General features: G+C 48.3%; 19 protein-coding genes and 4 tRNA genes. All 23 read left to right on the top strand.

Annotated features, from left to right (window positions below):
- The first annotated feature begins 12 nt into the window (after window positions 1-12).
- Window positions 13-609 carry an RdgB/HAM1 family non-canonical purine NTP pyrophosphatase gene (gene rdgB / locus BR86_RS0114005; RefSeq protein WP_031474921.1) on the top strand — a complete coding sequence of 199 codons (597 nt, stop codon included), beginning with the start codon at window positions 13-15 and terminating at the stop codon, window positions 607-609.
- Window positions 610-654: 45 nt separating this feature from the next.
- Window positions 655-1,149, top strand: a complete 495-nt coding sequence (locus tag BR86_RS0114000) for a YfcE family phosphodiesterase (RefSeq protein WP_031474919.1) — start codon at window positions 655-657, stop codon at window positions 1,147-1,149.
- Window positions 1,150-1,253: 104 nt separating this feature from the next.
- Window positions 1,254-1,327 (top strand) — tRNA-Arg (locus tag BR86_RS0113995).
- Between the two features lie 24 nt (window positions 1,328-1,351).
- Window positions 1,352-1,425 (top strand) — tRNA-His (locus BR86_RS0113990).
- Window positions 1,426-1,453: 28 nt separating this feature from the next.
- Window positions 1,454-1,525 (top strand) — tRNA-Gln (locus tag BR86_RS0113985).
- A gap of 15 nt (window positions 1,526-1,540) precedes the next feature.
- Window positions 1,541-1,613 (top strand) — tRNA-Lys (locus BR86_RS0113980).
- A gap of 348 nt (window positions 1,614-1,961) precedes the next feature.
- The gene (locus BR86_RS0113975; RefSeq protein ID WP_031474917.1) at window positions 1,962-3,653 is read left to right on the top strand and encodes a glutamine--tRNA ligase/YqeY domain fusion protein; all 1,692 of its coding nucleotides are present in this window, start codon (window positions 1,962-1,964) and stop codon (window positions 3,651-3,653) included.
- A gap of 465 nt (window positions 3,654-4,118) precedes the next feature.
- On the top strand, window positions 4,119-4,415 hold the full coding sequence (locus BR86_RS0113970; protein ID WP_031474915.1) for an OadG family protein: 297 nt from the start codon (window positions 4,119-4,121) through the stop codon (window positions 4,413-4,415).
- 47 nt (window positions 4,416-4,462) lie between these two features.
- A complete protein-coding gene (locus BR86_RS0113965) occupies window positions 4,463-4,897 on the top strand; it encodes an acyl-CoA carboxylase biotin carboxyl carrier protein subunit (protein ID WP_031474913.1) in 435 nt (144 codons plus the stop codon).
- A 34-nt stretch (window positions 4,898-4,931) separates the two neighbouring features.
- Window positions 4,932-5,372 (top strand): biotin/lipoyl-containing protein, encoded by a 441-nt coding sequence (locus BR86_RS0113960; RefSeq protein ID WP_031474911.1) that lies wholly within the window; start codon window positions 4,932-4,934, stop codon window positions 5,370-5,372.
- A 17-nt stretch (window positions 5,373-5,389) separates the two neighbouring features.
- Window positions 5,390-6,544, top strand: coding sequence for a sodium ion-translocating decarboxylase subunit beta (locus tag BR86_RS0113955; protein WP_031474909.1), 1,155 nt, complete (start codon window positions 5,390-5,392; stop codon window positions 6,542-6,544).
- 250 nt (window positions 6,545-6,794) lie between these two features.
- On the top strand, window positions 6,795-7,757 hold the full coding sequence (gene gctA / locus BR86_RS0113950) for a glutaconate CoA-transferase subunit A (protein ID WP_278245611.1): 963 nt from the start codon (window positions 6,795-6,797) through the stop codon (window positions 7,755-7,757).
- Between the two features lie 2 nt (window positions 7,758-7,759).
- A complete protein-coding gene (gene gctB / locus BR86_RS0113945; RefSeq protein WP_031474905.1) occupies window positions 7,760-8,563 on the top strand; it encodes a glutaconate CoA-transferase subunit B in 804 nt (267 codons plus the stop codon).
- A 129-nt stretch (window positions 8,564-8,692) separates the two neighbouring features.
- Window positions 8,693-10,474, top strand: a complete 1,782-nt coding sequence (locus tag BR86_RS0113940; RefSeq protein ID WP_031474903.1) for an acyl-CoA carboxylase subunit beta — start codon at window positions 8,693-8,695, stop codon at window positions 10,472-10,474.
- 454 nt (window positions 10,475-10,928) lie between these two features.
- Window positions 10,929-11,711 carry a (R)-2-hydroxyglutaryl-CoA dehydratase activase HgdC gene (gene hgdC, locus BR86_RS0113935; protein ID WP_031474901.1) on the top strand — a complete coding sequence of 261 codons (783 nt, stop codon included), beginning with the start codon at window positions 10,929-10,931 and terminating at the stop codon, window positions 11,709-11,711.
- A 53-nt stretch (window positions 11,712-11,764) separates the two neighbouring features.
- Window positions 11,765-13,066 carry a 2-hydroxyacyl-CoA dehydratase subunit D gene (locus BR86_RS0113930; RefSeq protein WP_038288891.1) on the top strand — a complete coding sequence of 434 codons (1,302 nt, stop codon included), beginning with the start codon at window positions 11,765-11,767 and terminating at the stop codon, window positions 13,064-13,066.
- A 2-nt stretch (window positions 13,067-13,068) separates the two neighbouring features.
- Window positions 13,069-14,226: a (R)-2-hydroxyglutaryl-CoA dehydratase subunit beta gene (gene hgdB, locus BR86_RS0113925; protein ID WP_031474897.1), complete on the top strand. Its 1,158-nt coding sequence runs from the start codon at window positions 13,069-13,071 to the stop codon at window positions 14,224-14,226.
- A 22-nt stretch (window positions 14,227-14,248) separates the two neighbouring features.
- Window positions 14,249-14,443 (top strand): hypothetical protein, encoded by a 195-nt coding sequence (locus BR86_RS0113920; RefSeq protein WP_031474895.1) that lies wholly within the window; start codon window positions 14,249-14,251, stop codon window positions 14,441-14,443.
- 342 nt (window positions 14,444-14,785) lie between these two features.
- Entirely contained in the window at window positions 14,786-15,139 is a 354-nt protein-coding gene (locus BR86_RS0113915; RefSeq protein ID WP_038288930.1) for an AbrB/MazE/SpoVT family DNA-binding domain-containing protein, read from the top strand.
- 3 nt (window positions 15,140-15,142) lie between these two features.
- Window positions 15,143-15,433 carry a type II toxin-antitoxin system RelE/ParE family toxin gene (locus tag BR86_RS0113910; RefSeq protein WP_031474891.1) on the top strand — a complete coding sequence of 97 codons (291 nt, stop codon included), beginning with the start codon at window positions 15,143-15,145 and terminating at the stop codon, window positions 15,431-15,433.
- Window positions 15,434-15,675: 242 nt separating this feature from the next.
- Window positions 15,676-16,341: a metallophosphoesterase family protein gene (locus BR86_RS0113905; protein ID WP_031474889.1), complete on the top strand. Its 666-nt coding sequence runs from the start codon at window positions 15,676-15,678 to the stop codon at window positions 16,339-16,341.
- A gap of 47 nt (window positions 16,342-16,388) precedes the next feature.
- Window positions 16,389-16,862, top strand: a complete 474-nt coding sequence (locus BR86_RS0113900; RefSeq protein ID WP_143099324.1) for a hypothetical protein — start codon at window positions 16,389-16,391, stop codon at window positions 16,860-16,862.
- A 424-nt stretch (window positions 16,863-17,286) separates the two neighbouring features.
- On the top strand, window positions 17,287-19,281 hold the full coding sequence (locus tag BR86_RS16175; protein ID WP_038288890.1) for a hypothetical protein: 1,995 nt from the start codon (window positions 17,287-17,289) through the stop codon (window positions 19,279-19,281).
- The last annotated feature ends 15 nt before the right edge of the window (window positions 19,282-19,296 follow it).

The following is a 19,296-nucleotide window of genomic DNA, read 5'->3' as shown; positions in this document are numbered from 1 at the left end:
AAGGATTTGGAAATGAACAGAATCGTATTTGCAACCGGAAACAAGAATAAGATCCGCGAGATCCGTGAGATCATGGACGGACTCGGCTTTGAAATCATGACGATGCGGGAAGCCGGTTTTGAAGGCGAGATCGAAGAGGGAGCGGACTCTTTTGCCGCCAACAGCGAGATCAAGGCAAAGACCGTTTGGGAAAAGACCGGAGGCATCGTTCTCGCGGACGATTCGGGTCTTGTGATCGACTGCCTCGGCGGTGAGCCCGGGGTTCTGTCAGCGAGATATATGGAGGGACATTCGTACGAGGAAAAAAATGCAAATCTGATCGAGCGTGTAAATCAGGCCGGCGGCGCAAGAACCGCACGGTTCGTGGCCAATATCTGCGCAGTCCTTCCGGACGGATCGGTGGAACACGCCGAGGAGACAATGGAAGGCGTGATCGCGGAGAAGGTAGCCGGAAATGGGGGCTTTGGCTACGATCCGATTCTGTATCTTCTGGAATACGGAAAGACAAGTGCCGAGATCACGGAAGAGGAGAAGAACGCCATCAGCCACCGCGGAAAAGCGCTTCGCGCGATGCGGGAGATTCTCGTGAAAAAGCTGGAGATCGGCTGAGGCAGCGGTCACCGAAAACATGCGGATTTTGAAAAAGGAAAACCGATGAAAGTTCTGATTGTGAGCGACTCCCATCGAAAAGACGGGAATCTGCTGGAAGTGATACAGGGAACCGCCCCGTTTGATATGATGATTCATCTCGGAGACGGAGAGGGAAGCGATGAAATGATTCGCAGCTGGTGCGAGGAGGCAAGCCCCGGATGTGAGATCCATATGGTTCAGGGCAATAATGATTTCTTTACGGGACTTCCGGGAGAGGAAGAGTTTATGATCGGTCCGTACCGCACGTTTATCACGCACGGACACCGGTACGGTGTCTCCATGGGACCGGAGCGTCTGGCGGACGAAGCGGAGGCGAGAGGAGCAAAAATTGCCATGTTCGGTCATACGCATAAGCCGTATCTCGGCCGGGAAGACGGACTGACTGTGCTGAATCCGGGCAGCATCTCCTATCCGCGGCAGGAGGGGCGCAGACCCACGTTTGCGATCCTCGAGATCGATGAAAACGGTGAGATGGAGATCGGGCATTATTACCTTTAAAATGTCGGAGATGTCAAACCAATTAAAAAAATATAAAAAACATGCTTGACATTGGTTCGGATGTTTAGTATACTACTTTTGCTGTTGAGCGATCGACAGCGAATGACTCAGTAGCTCAGCTGGATAGAGCAACGGCCTTCTAAGCCGTGTGTCCGGGGTTCGAATCCCCGCTGGGTCATTGATTGTAAGACAATCAAATATGGTGGGTATGGCGTAGTCGGTTAACGCGCCAGATTGTGGATCTGGAGATCGTGGGTTCGAGTCCCACTATCCACCCTTTCCTTACTGGACAAGGAGAATATTTTGGGCCATAGCCAAGCGGTTAAGGCACAGGACTTTGACTCCTGCAGCGTTGGTCCGAATCCAACTGGCCCAGTCTGGTTTATGATTCGGGGTATTAGCTCAGGTGGTAGAGCACTTGACTTTTAATCAAGTTGTCCGGGGTTCGAGTCCCCGATGCCTCACGAAACGATGAAGGAAGCACGAAGGTGCTTCCTTTTTGCTGTGCCGGAAAAGCGGTCCTCATTTCCTGTATAGCGGAAGAACGTTCCTCATTTCCGGCATAGCAGAAAAAACGGTCCACATTGTCTGTATAACGAAAAGCGTTTCGTATTTCCGGTATAACCAAATGCGGTCCGCGGGGATGCACACGCCGCTGAGTGAAAGATACCGCATTGCGGTGCGCAGAATTTCCGAAACAGAATATTCCGAAGGAAAAAAGTTGGTGCGGCAGATGCGCAAATATGATATCATTTATTCGATATATTTATACAAATTACCGCTGTCTGTGCGGATAATACGGGAGGAAGAGTATGGAGGACATTACGAAAAAAACAGAAGAGGAGTCCAAAGAGCCGGTAAGCAAAAACTTTATCGAGCGAGAGATCGACAAGGACCTTGCGGAGGGAGTTTACGACCATGTCCAGACCCGTTTTCCGCCGGAGCCGAACGGATATCTTCACATCGGCCATGCAAAATCGATTCTTCTGAATTACGGTCTTGCGAAAGAATATGGCGGCAAGTTCAATTTCCGCTTTGATGACACCAACCCGACAAAGGAGAAGACCGAATTCGTTCAGTCCATCATCGCGGATGTAAAGTGGCTCGGTGCGGATTTCGGCGACGAAGTCTTCTATGCATCCAACTACTTTGAAAAAATGTATGAGTGCGCGGTCCTTCTTATTAAGAAGGGAAAGGCTTTTGTCTGCGATCTGACGGCAGACGAGATCCGCGAGTACCGCGGTGATTTCACTCATCCGGGCAAAGAGAGCCCGTACCGGAACCGTTCCGTGGAAGAGAATCTGGAACTCTTTGAAAACATGAAGAACGGAATGTATAAGGACGGAGAGAAAGTTCTCCGCGCGAAGATCGACATGGCGTCTCCGAACATCAACATGAGAGACCCGGTTATCTACCGCGTGGCTCGCCAGCATCACCACAACACCGGTGACAAATGGTGCATTTACCCGATGTACGATTTTGCACATCCGATCGAGGATGCGGTTGAGGGAATCACCCATTCCATCTGTACGCTCGAGTTCGAGGATCACAGACCGTTATATGACTGGGTTGTCCGGGAGTGTGAATTCGAGAATCCGCCGAGACAGATCGAGTTTGCAAAGATGTACCTGACCAACGTGGTGACCGGAAAGCGCTACATCAAAAAGCTGGTTGAGGACAAGGTGGTTGACGGCTGGGATGACCCGAGACTGGTTACCATCGCCGCTCTGAGAAGAAGAGGATATACACCGGAGTCCATTCAGAAGTTCGTAGAGCTTGCCGGTGTATCCAAGGCAGACAACTCCATCGACAGCGCATCTCTTGAGAGCTGCATCCGCGACGATCTGAAACTGAAGGCGGAGCGCGTCATGGCAGTTCTTCATCCGCTGAAACTGATCATCGACAACTATCCGGAGGATCAGATCGAGGAGCTGGAGGTTTCCAACAATACCGAGAATGAGACTCTTGGAAGCAGAAAAGTTCCGTTCGGCAGAGAACTCTGGATCGAGCAGGACGACTTCATGGAAGTTCCGGAGAAGAAGTACAGAAGACTGTATCCGGGCAATGAAGTCCGCCTGATGAATGCATATTTTGTAACCTGCACCGGCGTTGATAAAGATGCGGACGGCAACATCACCGCAGTTCACGCGACCTACGATCCGGAGACCCGCGGAGGCGACTGCGCGACCAGAAAGGTTAAGGGCACCATCCACTGGGTTGCGGCAAAGACCGCATTCAAGGCAACGGTTCGTCTCTATGAAAACCTGGTTGACGAAGAGAAGGGCAAGCTTAATGCCGACGGCACGCTGAACCTGAATCCGCACAGCCTGACCGTGATCGAGGACGCATATCTGGAGCCGGGCCTTCAGAAGGCAAAAGAATTTGATCGTTTCCAGTTTGTCCGCGACGGTTTCTACTGCGTTGACTGCAAGGACAGCAAAGAAGGCCAGCCGGTATTCAACCGAATTGTTCCGCTGAAGAGCTCTTTCAAAGTGCAGAAGTAAGGAAGAAACTCTGACAAAGACCGTGTTTATATATAGAAATTTCTCTATATCAAAACGGAGAAGGATGCAGAGAGATAACCTGCCAATATAAACACTATAATATAGTAATAATCCATCACCGCACCGTCGATATATCTAATGCAGATCATCGCCGATGCGGTGTTTTTCTGCTCATTTATGGGCAGTATTGCGTATTCCTGGAAAGTCGATTTGAAGTTTACCGTAGATTAATGAAAGATTATGATTTCGTAAGGAAGTTCGTTGACTTTCCATAGCACATACGCTATAATTCCAAAAGGAAAAAGGGCAGATTCTGTGAATGTGGACAAATCTTGCAGGAGGGCAATCTCCCTTTTTTATATTTTGCCCTTTTGAAAATGGAATACGTTCCATAATACGGAATCTTAACTTTGCATTGCGGCCTTTTCCAGCCGCGGGTCATATTTCAAAGGAGGTGTAGTCCAGATGTATACAGCAACCACAATGAACATTCCTACCGCTCTGGTTGTCTCTGTCAGCGGATTGGCTGTCGTTTTCATCATGCTGCTCATTCTGATGTTCGCTATCGCAATCATTTCTTCCGTAGTCGGAAGCATTGCGGGAACAAAGAAACAGCAGCCGGTTAAGGCAGCAGCTGCTGCTCCGGTAGTAAATGACGAGGCAGACAAGGAACTTCTTGCAGTTCTCGCAGCTACCATTGCAGAGGATCTCGGCAGTCAGCCGGATGAGTTCCAGATCACAAAAGTTACGGAGATCAGATAATTTATTTCTGGGAATGAAGGATTTTTGAAAGGAAGGTTACCGCAGTTATGAAGTACACAGCTACTCTGAACGGTAAGAATTACGAAGTTGAATTAGAGAGAGTTGACGCTTATGCACCGATCCCGAGATTCGGTGAGGCACAGGCAGCTCCGACAGCACCGATCGCAGCACCGGCTCCGGCCGTAGCTCCGGCTACCGCTCCGGTTCAGGCAGCAGCACCGGCTCCGGCGGCAGCTCCGGCTCCGGCAGCAGCTCCGGCAGGTGCAGGTTCCGTTAATGTTGAAGCTCCGATGCCGGGTAAGATCCTTAAGGTTAATGTTACATCCGGACAGGCAGTTAAGTATGGTGAGTGTGTCATCGTTATGGAGGCTATGAAGATGGAAAATGAGATCGTAGCTCCGCAGGACGGCACCGTTGCTTCCGTTAATGTAAAGGCTGGCGACATGGTTGATACCGGCGCTGTCCTTGCTACTCTGAATTGATCCGCAGGAAATCAAGGGAAAGGATAAAAACGATATGAAGTACATTGCTACCATCAATGGAAAAAAATATGAAGTAGAAGTACAGCAGGTGAACGGCTACAAGTCTCTGGACCGCAACGGTGTTGCAGCTCCGCAGGCAGTAGCACTTCCGCAGTCCGCACCGGTTGCGGCAGCACCGGCTCCGGCAGCAGCTCCGGCTCCGGCAGCAGCTCCGGCTCCGGCGGCAGCACCGGCTCCGGCGGCAGCTCCGGCAGCAGCAGGCGCAGCTTCCGTTGAAGCTCCGATGCCGGGCAAGATCCTGAAGGTTAACGCAAATGTTGGACAGGCAGTTAAGTACGGCGAGTGCGTAATTGTCATGGAAGCTATGAAGATGGAGAACGAGATCGTAGCTCCGCAGGACGGAACCGTTGCTTCCGTTAACGTAAAGGCCGGCGATTCTGTTGATACCGGCGCAGTTCTGATGACCCTTAACTAATTGACAGGAGGCAAGTAATGGATTTTATTGGAATTCTGACGAGTCTTGCTGCTGAGTCCGGTTTCGCGTCTCTGCAGTGGGAGCAGTGCGTCATGATCGCTGTTTCTTTCATCCTGATCTACCTGGCAATTGTAAAGGAGTTCGAGCCGCTTCTGCTTCTGCCGATCGCGTTCGGTATGCTCCTGACAAACCTTCCGGCTGCAAACCTTGCATACGATGCAACAGCAAACGGCGGTGCCTGGTATGATTCCGGACTTCTTCACATCCTGTTCATGGGTGAGAAATGTAACCTGTTCCCGTGTCTGATGTTCCTCTGCATCGGTGCGATGACAGACTTCGGACCGCTGATCGCGAACCCGATCGCTCTGATCCTCGGTGCGGCAGCTCAGTTCGGTATCTATGTTGCGTTCTGTCTTGCAATCATCACAGGAATGTTCACACCGCAGCAGGCAGCTTCCATCGGTATCATCGGTGGTGCAGACGGCCCGACCGCGATTTACCTTGCAAACAACCTGGCGCCGGAGCTGATGTCCCCGATCGCCGTTGCTGCATATTCCTACATGGCGCTGATCCCGATGATCCAGCCGCCGATCATGAAGGCAATGACAACTCTTGAAGAGAGAAAGACAAGAATGCCGCAGCTTCGTGCCGTAACAAAGGCAGAGAAGATTGTATTCCCGGTATTCGTAGCTCTCTTCACATCCCTTCTCCTTCCGTCCGTAGCACCGCTTCTTGGTATGCTGATGCTCGGAAACCTGTTCAAGGAGTCCGGAGTTGTAGATCGTCTTGTTGATACTGCAACAAACCAGCTGTGCAACATTGTTACCATCTTCCTTGGCGTAGGCGTAGGTTCCACTGCAACCGGTCCGGTATTCCTGAGACCGCAGACCCTGGCTATCATTGCTCTTGGTCTTCTTGCATTCGGTTTTGCTACTGCCGGCGGCCTTATCCTTGGTAAGATCATGTACATCTGCACAGGAAAGAAGATCAATCCGCTGATCGGTTCTGCAGGCGTATCTGCCGTTCCGATGGCAGCTCGTATCGCTCAGAAGGTTGGATCCGAAGCTGATCCGGCAAACTTCCTTCTGATGAATGCTATGGGCCCGAACGTTGCCGGAGTTATCGGTTCTGCGGTTGCAGCCGGTTTCTTCATGGTTCTTTTCAAGGGCTGATATACATAAGAGTACAGTTCTGAAGTATTCAAAGCGCGAGCCACAAATCCATATTAAATTGTTATGCACTGCGGGGTAGTCACCGGCCGTAGGCTGATGACTCCCACCGCTTCATATGCTGCTTCACAGGCAGACACGAAGACGCGCGTAAAGCGCGCCCGGCTGGGGTGTGTGCCAGCCCGGGCGCGGAGACGCCCCGCAGTTTGTATAAATAAGATGCTTTAAAAGTTTTACAAAAGGAGGCTTTATTGTGAGTAATAAAGTAATGTCTTTACATGATGCAGTTGCCAAGTACGTACAGTCTGGCGACCAGATCTCCTTCGGTGGATTCACAACAAACAAGAAGCCGATGGCTGCTGTTCGTGAAATCCTTCGTCAGGGACAGAAAGATTTCATCGTATGGGCAGGTCCGGCAGGATCTGACTGGGATATGATGATCGGTGAGAACCGCGTAAAAGCTTACATCAACTGCTATACCGCAGATTCCGGTGTAACCAACGTTTCCCGCCGTTTCAGAAAGAAGATCGAGTCTGGAGAGCTCATCTATGAGGACTATTCTCAGGATGCTATCATGTACATGCTCCACGCTGCATCTCTCGGACTTCCGTTCCTTCCGGTTCGCTTCATGATCGGTTCCGGTCTTGTAGACGAGTGGGGAATCTCCAAGGAAGTACGTAAGACGATCCCGGGCCTTACCGAGGATAAGTTTGTATACGTAGAGAACCCGTTCAAGAAGGGCGAGAAGGTTGTTGCTCTTCCGGTTCCGCAGCTTGATACCGCAATCATCCACGTTCAGAAGGCATCCCCGGACGGTACCTGCGTACTTCTCGGCGATGAGTTCCACGATGTTGATATTGCTGTTGCAGCAAAGAAGACCATCGTTACTTGCGAAGAGCTCGTAAGCAACGAGGAGATCCGTCGTGATCCGACCAAGACAAAGCTTCCGTGCTTCACTGTAGACGCTGTCTGCGTAGTTCCGTACGGTGCTCATCCGACACAGTGCTACGATTACTATGATTATGATAACGCATTCCTTAAGGCTTATGGCGCAGCTTCCAAGACAGAGGAAGACTTCCACACATTCCTGAATGAGTGGATCTACGACGTTAAGGACCAGGATGAGTACCTGGAGAAGCTGGGTGTTAAGCGCCTTCTCAACCTGAAAGTAACAGAGGGCTATGGTTATCATACAGATGTAGCTAAGGAGGACTAATCATGGCAGATTATACAAATTACACCAATAAGGAAATGCAGGCTATCACCCTTGCAAAGATGCTCCATGATGGCCAGATCGCAATCGTAGGTACCGGTCTTCCGCTGATCGGCGCTTCCGTAGCTAAGAGAGTTTACGCTCCGAACTGCAACCTTGTCGTAGAGTCCGGTCTTATGGACTGCTCCCCGATCGAGGTTCCGCGTTCTGTAGGTGACCTTCGTTTCATGGCACACTGCGGCGTTCAGTGGCCGAATATCCGTTTCATCGGATTCGAGACAAACGAGTGGCTTCACGATTCCGATAGAATGATCGGTTTCATCGGCGGCGCTCAGATCGACCCGTACGGAAACGTTAACTCCACCTGCATCGGTGAGTACAACCATCCGAAGACAAGATTCACCGGTTCCGGCGGCGCAAACGCAATCGCTACCTTCACCAACACCGTAATCATGATCCAGCACGAGAAGAGAAGATTCATGCAGAAGATCGATTACGTAACTTCTCCGGGTTGGATCGACGGACCGGACGGCCGTGCAAAACTCGGACTTCCGGCAAACCGCGGCCCGCAGGCAGTTGTTACTGACCTCGGTGTTATGAAGTTTGATGAGAAGACAAAGAGAATGTACCTTGCAGGTTACTATGAGTCTTCTTCTCCGGAAGAGGTTATCGAGAACACCGGATTTGATATCGATGTATCCAGAGCAGTTAAGCTCGATGCACCGGATCCGGAGGTTATCAAGATGATCCGTGAAGAGATCGACCCGGATCAGGTATTTATCAAGGTTCCGGTACCGGAAGCAAACTAAGACCAGATATCGAAGACCAGATATATCATACAGAGAACAATGTTTCAAAGCCGAAGCATTGCGCCAGAGCGCTTTCGGAGACATTTCCCCGAGAGCGCCCCGGCGTCCGTATAAATAAGGAGATTTAAAATGGATTTCTATTCTATGCCGAATTACTTCCAGAATATGCCGACACTCGGAAAGGCTATTCCGGCAGCAAACGCTGAGAACGAGCAGGAGATCAAGACTGTTGAGAAGCAGATTCAGGAGAAGGTTGAGGCTACCCGCGCTGCTGGTATCACAACCGAGGAGAAGCTGAACGCAAAGGGCCAGCTCACTGCTATGCAGAGAATCAACGCTCTCGTAGATCCGGGCACATTCTGCTCCCTGAACTCTCTGTTCAACCCGAGCGACAACAAGTTTGGTGACACATCCATCACAAAGGGTCTTGCACGTGTTGGCGGCAAGTGGGTTATGGTTATCGCTTCCGATAACAAGAAGATCGCTGGCGCATGGGTTCCGGGACAGGCTGAGAACCTTCTTCGTGCTTCCGATGCTGCTAAGATCCTCCACGTTCCGGTTGTATACCTCCTGAACTGCTCCGGCGTTGATTTCCCGGTACAGGATCTGGTATATCCGAACAGACGCGGCGGCGGTACACCGTTCTTCCGCAATGCAGAACTCAACCAGCTCGGTCTTCCGGTAATCGTAGGTATCTACGGAACAAACCCGGCAGGCGGCGGCTATCACTCCATCTCCCCGACCATCCTGATCGCTCACAAGGATGCGAACATGGCAGTCGGCGGCGCTGGTATCCTTTCCGGTATGAACCCGAAGGGCAGAGTTGATATGGAAGTTGCTCAGGGTATCATCGATAACCTTGAGGCTAACAAGAACAACAAGGTTCCGGCTCCGGGTTCCGTTCCGGTTCACTACGACGAGACCGGATTCTTCCGTGAGGTATATCAGGACGATTACGGCGTAATCGAGGGCATCAAGAAGTATGTAAGCTATCTGCCGGCATACAACCTTGAGTTCTTCCGCGTTGACAGCCCGAAGGCTCCGAAGTTCCCGGCTGAGGATCTTTACAGCCTCATCCCGGCAAACAGCAAGAAGCCGTACGACGTTCGCGAGGTTATCGCTCGTCTTGTCGATGACTCCCAGTACCTTGAGTACAAGAAGACATACGGACCGGAGATGACCACAGGTCTTGCAAAGGTAAATGGTCTCCTTGTTGGTATCATCGCAAACGTTCAGGGTATTCTGATGAACTATCCGAAGTACTATGAGAACGGCGGCCAGGGCCACGTTTCCGTAGGTGGTAAGCTTTACCGTGAAGGTCTCATCAAGATGAACGAGTTCGTAACTCTGTGCGCACGTGACCGCATTCCGCTGATCTGGCTGCAGGATACAACCGGTATCGATGTAGGTGATGACGCAGAGAAGGCTGAGCTTCTTGGTCTTGGTCAGTCCCTGATCTATTCCATCCAGAACTCCGGTATGCCGTCTCTCGAGGTAACACTCCGTGTTGCTTCCGCAGCGGCTCACTACGTACTTGGCGGTCCGCAGGGTAATGACAACAACGCATTCTCCATTGGTACTGCAGTTTCCAAGTACTATGTAATGCCGGGTGTAACAGCTGCAAACGCTCTGTACTCCAGAAGACTTGTGAAGGAGCAGAAGGCTGGCAACGACCTTCAGCCGGTTATCGATAAGATGAACAACCTGATCGAGGATTACGAGACAAAGTCCGCTCCGGCTTACACCGCTAAGATGGGTATGGTAGACGAGATCGTTGACATGACAGAGATCCGTCCGTACATGCAGGCATTCACAGAGGCTGCTTATCAGAACCCGCAGTCCATCTGCCCGATGCACCAGATGATCACTCCGAGATCCCAGCGTGATTTCGAGATGAACTACGAGAAGTAATCTGCGCAGAAAATGAGCGAAAACCGCGAAGCGTGTTTCGCCCCGTTTGAAGCAATGAGTCCGTCTGATTGAACGGACATAAAAAGGATAAGTTATTCGTTCCGCTCCGAGACACCGGCAATTAAGGCAGGTTGGTGGGGCTGGTTCCGGAGATAAGACGAGAGCAATGCGGACCGCATATTGCCGGCTATGCGGCAAATGCGGTCCGTTCCTTTTATTCTTCATTGCATTCGTTTACTGATATTTTATCCGAAACTGACGAAATTAATGTCGGAACGATAATGCAAAAAACGGCATATCCTATGCAATACACTGAAGGAATGAAAAACGATTCCATAATTTCATCGGTGAACATGCACAATAATATTGTTGTTTTTGGCTGTTTTACGTTGCGAACATGATATAATGAAAAAAGTCAGGCGATAAAACATCACTTAGAGACGGAGGTTGCATCATGGGTGATATTTACACGATGGGAATCGACGTTGGCTCAACCGCTTCCAAGGCAATCGTGCTGAAGAACGGTACAGAGATCGTCGGTAAATCTCTGATTGACGTGGGAACCGGTACATCCGGTCCGGAGAGAGCGATTCAGGCGGTATTCGATGATGCCGGTATGACCAAAGAGGATATGGCATACATTATGGGTACAGGATATGGCCGTAACTCCCTGAAAATTGTCGATCACAACATGTCCGAGCTGAGCTGTCACGCCAAGGGAGCATTTTTCCTTCTCCCGTCGGTCAAGACAGTTATCGATATCGGCGGTCAGGACGTTAAGGTAATTCAGATTGAAAATGGCGCAATGGTCAATTTCCAGATGAATGATAAATGTGCAGCCGGAACCGGACGATTCCTGGATGTAATGGCTGGCGTTCTGGAGGTTAAGACCAGCGAGCTCGGAGATCTGGGCGCGCAGTCAACTCAGCGGGTTGATATCAGCTCCACCTGTACGGTATTTGCAGAGAGTGAGGTTATCAGCCAGCTTGCCCTCGGTACACATAAATGCGATATCATCAATGGTGTTCATCACTCCGTTGCGGCAAGAGTTGTCGGACTGGCACATCGTGTCGGCGTTCGTGACGATGTCATGATGACCGGCGGTGTAGCGCAGAACTCCGGAGTAGTCAATGCTCTCGAGGAAGAACTGGGCCATGTGATTCACACAGACCCGATGACACAGTATGTAGGCGCACTGGGCGCGGCTCTGTTCGCTTATCAGAAGGCAACACGTTAAAAATCATCGGTTTTCATGGTGAAAGCGGATGTTTTTGAAAGGAGAATTATATTATGGCAGAAAATGTAAATGCTGCAGCAGCTCCGGCACCGGCGAAAAAAGTTAAGAAGCCGGAACTTCCGGGCGTACTTGCACTCCGCAAGGTTGTAAACGATGTTTATCAGGCAGCGTGGGATGCTAAGAAGGCAGGCAGACCGGTAGGTTGGTCTTCTTCCAAGTTCCCGTGCGAGATCTGTGAGGCTCTTGACCTCGCTGTTGTATATCCGGAGAACCAGGCTGCTGGTATCGGCGCACGTCACGATGGTCAGCGTATGTGCGAGTATGCAGAGGACATGGGATATGATCCGGATATCTGCGGATATACCCGTATTTCTCTTGCTTATGCAGCTGGTTACGAGACCACAAACGAGACACGCCGTGTTCCGATGCCGGACTTCGTACTCTGCTGTAACAATATCTGTAACGACATGACAAAGTGGTATGAGAATATTGCAAGAATGCACAACATCCCGCTGATCATGATCGATGTACCGTACAACAACAACATGGAAGTAGATGACTCCCAGGTTGCTTACATCAAGGGTCAGTTCCTCGATGCCATCAAGAAGCTTGAGAAGATCGCTGGAACCAAGTTCTCCGAGAAGAAGTTCAAAGAGGCATGTCATAACGCAAACCGTACCGCAAAGGCATGGTTAAAAGTCTGTGATTATCTTCAGTACGATCCGGCTCCGATGTCCGGTTTCGATCTGTTCAACCACATGGCTGATGTCGTTACCGCTCGTGGTAAGGTAGCAGCTGCAGAGGCATTTGAGCTTCTCGATCAGAACCTTGCAGAAGTAGTGGCTAAGGGCGAGACAAGAGCACCGTTCGCTGAGAAGTACAGAGTTCTCTTCGAGGGAATTCCGTGCTGGCCGGAGCTGAAGACTCTGTTCAAGCCGCTGAAGGAGAATGGTGTAAACGTTACCGCCGTTGTTTACGCTCCGGCATTCGGTTTCGTATACGATTCCGATTCTCTGGACAACCTGGACGGACTCTGCAGAGCATACTACAAGGCTCCGAACTCCGTATCCATGGAGCAGGGTGTTGCATGGCGTGAAGGCCTCATGAAGGCGAACCACGTTGACGGCGCTCTGATTCACAACAACCGTTCCTGCAAGCCGTGGTCCGGTTACATGTCTGAGATGATGAGAAGATTCACAGACGACATGGGTGTACCGTGTGTATCCTTCGACGGAGACCAGGCAGATCCGCGTAACTTCAACGAGGCTCAGTACATGACACGTGTTCAGGGTCTGGTTGAGGCAATGGAAGAGAACAGACAGAAGAGAATGGCTGCGAAAGGACAGGAGGCGTAATCATGAGCAGAGTTGAAGAATTATTAAACGAGTTTAACGAGATTGCTTCCAATCCGGGCAAGCAGATGAAAGCATACATGGACCAGGGCAAGAAGGTAATCGGTATCCTTCCGTACTATGCACCGGAAGAGCTGGTTTATGCCCTTGATATGGTTCCGTTCGGAATCTGGGGTTCCAACACAAAGACTGTTTCCAAGGCAAAAGAGTATTTCCTTACATTCTATTGTGACCTTGTACAGACTTCCTTCGAGATGTACATGGACGGCACATTTGATGGCCTGTCCGGTATCATCACCCCGACTCCGTGTGATACCCTTCGTCCGGCATCCCAGAACTTCAAGGCAGCATTTGAGAAGTACGGCAAGCCGGAACCGATCTTCCTGTCTCATCCGCAGAACAGAGTTCCGGAGTTCGGTATTCAGTTCACACTGGATCAGTACAATAACGTAAGAGAGCACCTTGAGAAGATCGCCGGCAAGGCAACCGATATGGATGCTCTGAAGAAGGCAATCAAGGTTTACAACCAGAGCCGCAAGGCACGCCGCCTCTTCTCCACACTGGCAAATGATCACTGCGACGTTGTCAATGCATGTATGAGAAGCGCAGTTCTCAAGGCTGCAAACTTCATGCTGAAAGATGAGTACACCGCAAAGCTGAACGAGCTCAACGCAGAGCTGGTTAAGCTTCCGGCATGTGACTGGAAGGGCACAAAGGTTGTTCTTTCCGGTATCATCTGCGACAACCCGGAGCTTCTGAAGCTGTTTGATGAGTACAACATTGCGATCGCTGCTGATGATGTGGCTCAGTGGACACGTTCCTTCCGCACCGATGCACCGGAGACCAACGATCCGATGAGAGATCTGGCTGTACAGTTCAGCCGTCAGGACTACGATACCATCCTCTTCGACGAGAAGTCCAACGAGAACCGCCGCGGCGAGCACGTTGCACGTCTTGCACAGGATAACGGCGCACAGGGTGTAGTTGTATTCATGACTCAGTTCTGCGATCCGGAGGAGATGGAGTATCCGTACCTGAAGAAGGCTCTCAACGATGCAAACATCCCGCACGTAAAACTCGGTGTTGCTATGCAGATGCGCGACTTCGGTCAGGCTAAGACATCTCTGCAGGCATTTGCAGACGTTCTTGAGCTCAGAAAGTAAGAAAGGCAGGTTGTGAACAACAATGGCAGATTTCAAGTTTAAACTTTATCAGACCAATGATACAGGTTACAAGTGCGGCCTTCTTGCTGAGCCGACAAAGTTCCTGAAGGCTACCTTCCGTGATGAGGAAGATGCAAAGAACTATCTTGCATGGCTGAAGGCTAACGATACTCTTCACACATTCATCGTAGAGAAGGACGCTCCGATCAAGAAGTAATTCTGAAAAGAGACGTGTTTAAAAATCCCCGACCGGGCCGCGAAAGCGGTCTGGCCGGGGATTTTTTTGTCGGTAGCTCTGCGTTTTCCAGATATCCTTCCCATTCTGGAAGATCCGAAGTTTTTCCGGTTTGCGTCATAGAAATACCGGGATCCGTCGGTTTGGGTGATGGACCGGAGAGATTTGTTCACGGAGGGGATCGCTTTGGCCAATCGTTAGACTACTTGTTTTTACGTTTTCGGACGATAATTTACGTAAAGACAATTGAATCGATAAAGAAAATGAGATACAATGAAACAAAGAAACAAAGAAAATATCAGCGCCATTTTCGGGAGGATGACTATGATAACTGAGATGAATAGAAAAATAATAAGCATATCTTCGAAAAGGCAGTTGACTATTCCTGGAGCTTTTTTTGCAAAACTTGGTTTTGGAGATAAAGCAGAATGTATTATAAGAGATAATGAGCTGGTAATACGTCCGGCGCGGTTAGAATCAAATGGAGAATTTGCAGAGGAAATACTTTCAGATTTAATAAGAGAAGGGTATTCTGGTCAGGAATTACTTGAAGAGTTTAAGGCTAGACAATCGAAGGTAAGACCTGCGGTCAAAAAGATGATAGACGATGCTCATAGGATGGCAACCGGAGAGATCGAATCAATGTCATATGATGATGTCTTTGGTGGGGAGGAGTAATGTGTGGCGAAACTGATTATTTCTCCTGCTGCAGGTAAATACCTAAAGAAGTTAAAGGACAAAAAACTTAAAAGTCTGTTTAAAGATGCCATAGATGAAATAATTGCGGATCCAATGGTAGGAGATGCGAAGGTTGGAGATTTGGAAGGAATCTCAACCTATGCTTTCAGATATAACAAAACGGATTATAGAGTCGCGTATACTGTAGAATATGTAAATGATGAAACCGTGGTTGTCATTTTGGCGGGTACGCATGAAAATTTCTACAAGGAGTTAAAGAAGCATTGGACTTGAAATATTTGCAGAGAAAAAAGCGGTCAACGGGCGTGGTGACCGCTTTTTCTCTGTGATTCTGACGGCGCATATTTTTAACAGGTTAAGATCCTGAATGAGTACGGTAGTGAGAAGGATGTAGCCGAACGCAAGGTGTATAATTTACCATTCTGAGGAGTACAATAAAATGCAGATAAGTTTATGCTCAGTAGGAGAATGGGGCCCATGTTGAAAAAAGAGATGGAGAAGAAGGGGGATCTAGAATGCGTTATTATATTGCAGATCTGCATTTTTGCCATAGCAATCTGAATCAGCGAATGGATCGCCGTGGCTTTGAGAGCGGTGAAGCCATGAACGAATATATGATAAAGCAATGGAATTCAAGGGTGCGTTCGGGAGACGAGGTTGTGATCCTAGGAGATTTTTGCATGTCGAGAGATATTGCTGAGGTGAACAGGATCCTTGGAAGGCTTAAAGGAAAGAAGTATTTGATCATAGGAAACCATGACCGATATCTCAAAAACAAGGAGTTCGACAGAAGCAAATTTAAGTGGATAGAGCATTATAAGGAACTGAATGATAACAAGCGGAAGATCATACTTTCACATTATCCCATCATGTGTTATAACGGACAGTATCGCCGAAACGGTGAGGGTGAGCCAAAAGTGTATATGCTTTACGGTCATGTTCACAATACTTTTGATGAGTACATCGTAAATGAACATCAAAAGCGGATTGAACAATATAAGCGGCCGGTTTTGGGATATGATGAACCGGTCGGGATTCCATGCCAGATGATCAATTGTTTCTGCATGTTTTCGGACTATGTTCCGCTGACGTTGGATGAATGGATCCAATTGGATAAGAAACGTCGGGAAAACATATCATTGTCTGATTACGCGACAGCGGTAGAGATGGATGATGAGTAGGAGGATAAGAAGACTTCTCAGCATGAGAATGAATGTGAGGACAGAATATGGGAATACAGGATTTGCTAAAAAAAGCTTTTCGTTATGCGGACTGTAAACGATGCGAACTACAGAATTGGTTGACACATCGGGAGATATACCGGAAGAAAGAAAAATCTCAGGAATACAATCGTTTTCTGCTCAGACAAGTTAAAAAAGATCTGGAGATGAATCATCTCCCGGTTTTTCCAAAACCAGGCGCAGATGAGATAAGAGATTATGAGAGAAGCCGTGCGGAAAAACTCCGAGAAATTGAAAATTTCAAGGATCCCGAGGCCAAGAAAAAAGCACTAGCAAATCAGTTTATTCCGATTGAGGATGTAATTTGGGTGGATAAAGTGGTTGCATTCTATTTTTCCGGATACAAGCGGCATATCGGATTTGTACATATCTGTGATTCGGTACGGAAGGAACTATATAAAAAGAGAGGATACGACTGGTATGCCCGGTCAGAAATCTTTCCGAAGATTCATTTTGATTAATGACATCATAGGTGACATTGTAAGTGACATTTTGAATGATTCTTACGATGTCACTTTCTTTCTATGGAATATTAGGATACACCTCCTGCACGGTATTGGGAACGATACGGTGCAGGAGGTTTTTATTTGAGCAAAGAGTCTAAGTTCGCGCTTGCAAGAAACCTTGGAGACTATCGCTAAATATTGTTGATTCCTTCCAGTTAGCACTTGGCAGCTCTGCTTGCGTGTCACGGAGTTGCTCGATATTGTTCTTCACATCGTTATATATACCAAATACATATGTCAAAAAATGTTTTCACGTGTTGTGCAGTCTGCTGAAAACATATCTTAAATTGTATGAATATTGGAATGAGAATTGACTTTTGTGAGTCGGGGGGGGGGTACACTTAAAAAAGTGTCATGAAATAACAATGTGGAGGATTCTATGGCTTATTCGATGCTTGATAATTCAAGAATTAAACGGATCGAACAGCTCCCGAATTCACTGGAAGGAGCGGTACTCTCTTTTATTCGAGAGCGATGTACAAAACTGAGATTCGATAAAAGTAAAACAGAAGTAAGGTCTGAAGAACCTGCGGATTTTGAAGGAACAAGTCTGAAGGCAAATCAGATCCCGTTGAATATGGAAAAGGACATCGACCGTTTATGCCTTGAAAATGCGCTCGATCGATTTTTGAAATCCGGCAGAAAAGACGATGCATTTGATGTTTATTTCTGCTATCTGGAAATGTTTATCGGCGATTACGAAAAAACAAGACGGATGATCGAATTGCTCTCGGAATTTGAGGCAAATGGCAGCGGACTGCTAATGAAGCACCGCGATCATTACGTTCATTCGGTATACGTCTTTTCTTTGGGCCTTGCAATCTATGAGACCAATACGAAGTATCGGGCGACGTATAAAAAAAACTATGCTCTTACAGATGATGCTGAGGCGGCAGCTCATTATCTGAAATTCTGGGGACTGGCGTCTCTGTTCCATGATATTGGATATCCCTTTGAATTGCCGTTTGAACAGGTATGTTCCTATTTTGAGGTTTCGGACGAAAAACGAAGCGATCGACCGTTTGTGGCATATCGATCTCTGGACAGTCTGGTTCAGATTAAGGAGGAATCGGCAAGAAATCAGCTCAGAAAGATCTTTAATGACAAAGAATTCGATTCGACAAATGAGCTGTATGCCTATCTTCTGAGTGACAAATTGGGCCAGGAGTATGGTTTTACAGAAGATAAAATGCTGGAGTATCTGACAGAAAAGCCGACGAAACCTGAAAAATTCAATTTCTTCATGGATCATGCGTATTTCAGCGCCACGGTCTTGTTTAAGAAATTGTTTGCGGAGATGCAGCTTCCGATGGAGCCGGAGCATCTGGATGCGCTGACGGCGATCTTGATGCATAACAGTCTGTATAAATTCTGTATCGCAGACTATAAGAACAAGATTCATCCGTTAAGAGCAGAATTCCATCCGCTTGCGTATATGCTGATGCTTTGCGATGAACTTCAGTGCTGGGACAGAACCGCTTATGGTAGAAATTCGAAAAAAGAACTGCATCCGATGGGTTGTACGTTCGATTTTACAGACGACCATATTCAGGCGACGTACCTGTACGATGAAAGTGAAAACGGAAAAATAAATCTGTTTAAAGACCGTTACGTTCAGTGGATGCAGGATGGACAGAGAAAAGGAGAAAAATGTCCGAAATTAAAGGCGTATTCCGGAATGTATATTACTGAAAACGGCAAATCGGAGTTTCAGGCGGATATTGAACGGATTGTCGATCTGAGTGAAATCACGTTAGGTGTAGATACAAGAATTACGAAAAATCCTCACGTCGGCAACCGAGGTTCACTGTCTGACAGCAGTTTTATCAACCTCTATAATTTTGCGGTTGTACTGAATGCCCGTTGGGAAAGCGCAGATTGGAAGAAAATGAAAGCGGCCGGTAAGGAAGAGCAGTTCCTGAACAACGATGAAGTAAAAGACCGCTATGTTGAAAGTTTTAAAAAGCTCTCTCTGGAATACAAACTTTCCAATATCAATCAGGCAAAAGCATTTGCAAAGTATTTGAGTGAGATCGGCTGCTTTTACACGAATAAAGATGTGGATTACGACCGGATCGAGAACTTTAACAGGGATGAACTTCTGAAGATCGGTGTTCTTGAGCATCAGAGATGGCTTCAGGAACACTATGACATGGGATGGACCTATGGAACACCGGAGAAAGAGAAGAGAGAACTGGTTCGTCAGCATAAGGATATGATTCCGGAATTCACAGGCTTTGAGGTTTCTGATGAGGATGCTTTGGCAAACTATAAGAGATTGGATAAAGAAGAGCAGGACAAAGATACAGAGCCTATGGAGTGTATGCTCGCGATGTTGAGGATGTTTGATGGGCTGAGAATTTATAGGATGTAAGGGAGGATTATAGAA

Source organism: [Clostridium] aminophilum DSM 10710, assembly GCF_000711825.1.
In the GTDB taxonomy this organism is placed as follows: domain Bacteria; phylum Bacillota; class Clostridia; order Lachnospirales; family Lachnospiraceae; genus Clostridium_R; species Clostridium_R aminophilum.
This window is presented reverse-complemented; position numbering and strand designations above follow the sequence as displayed.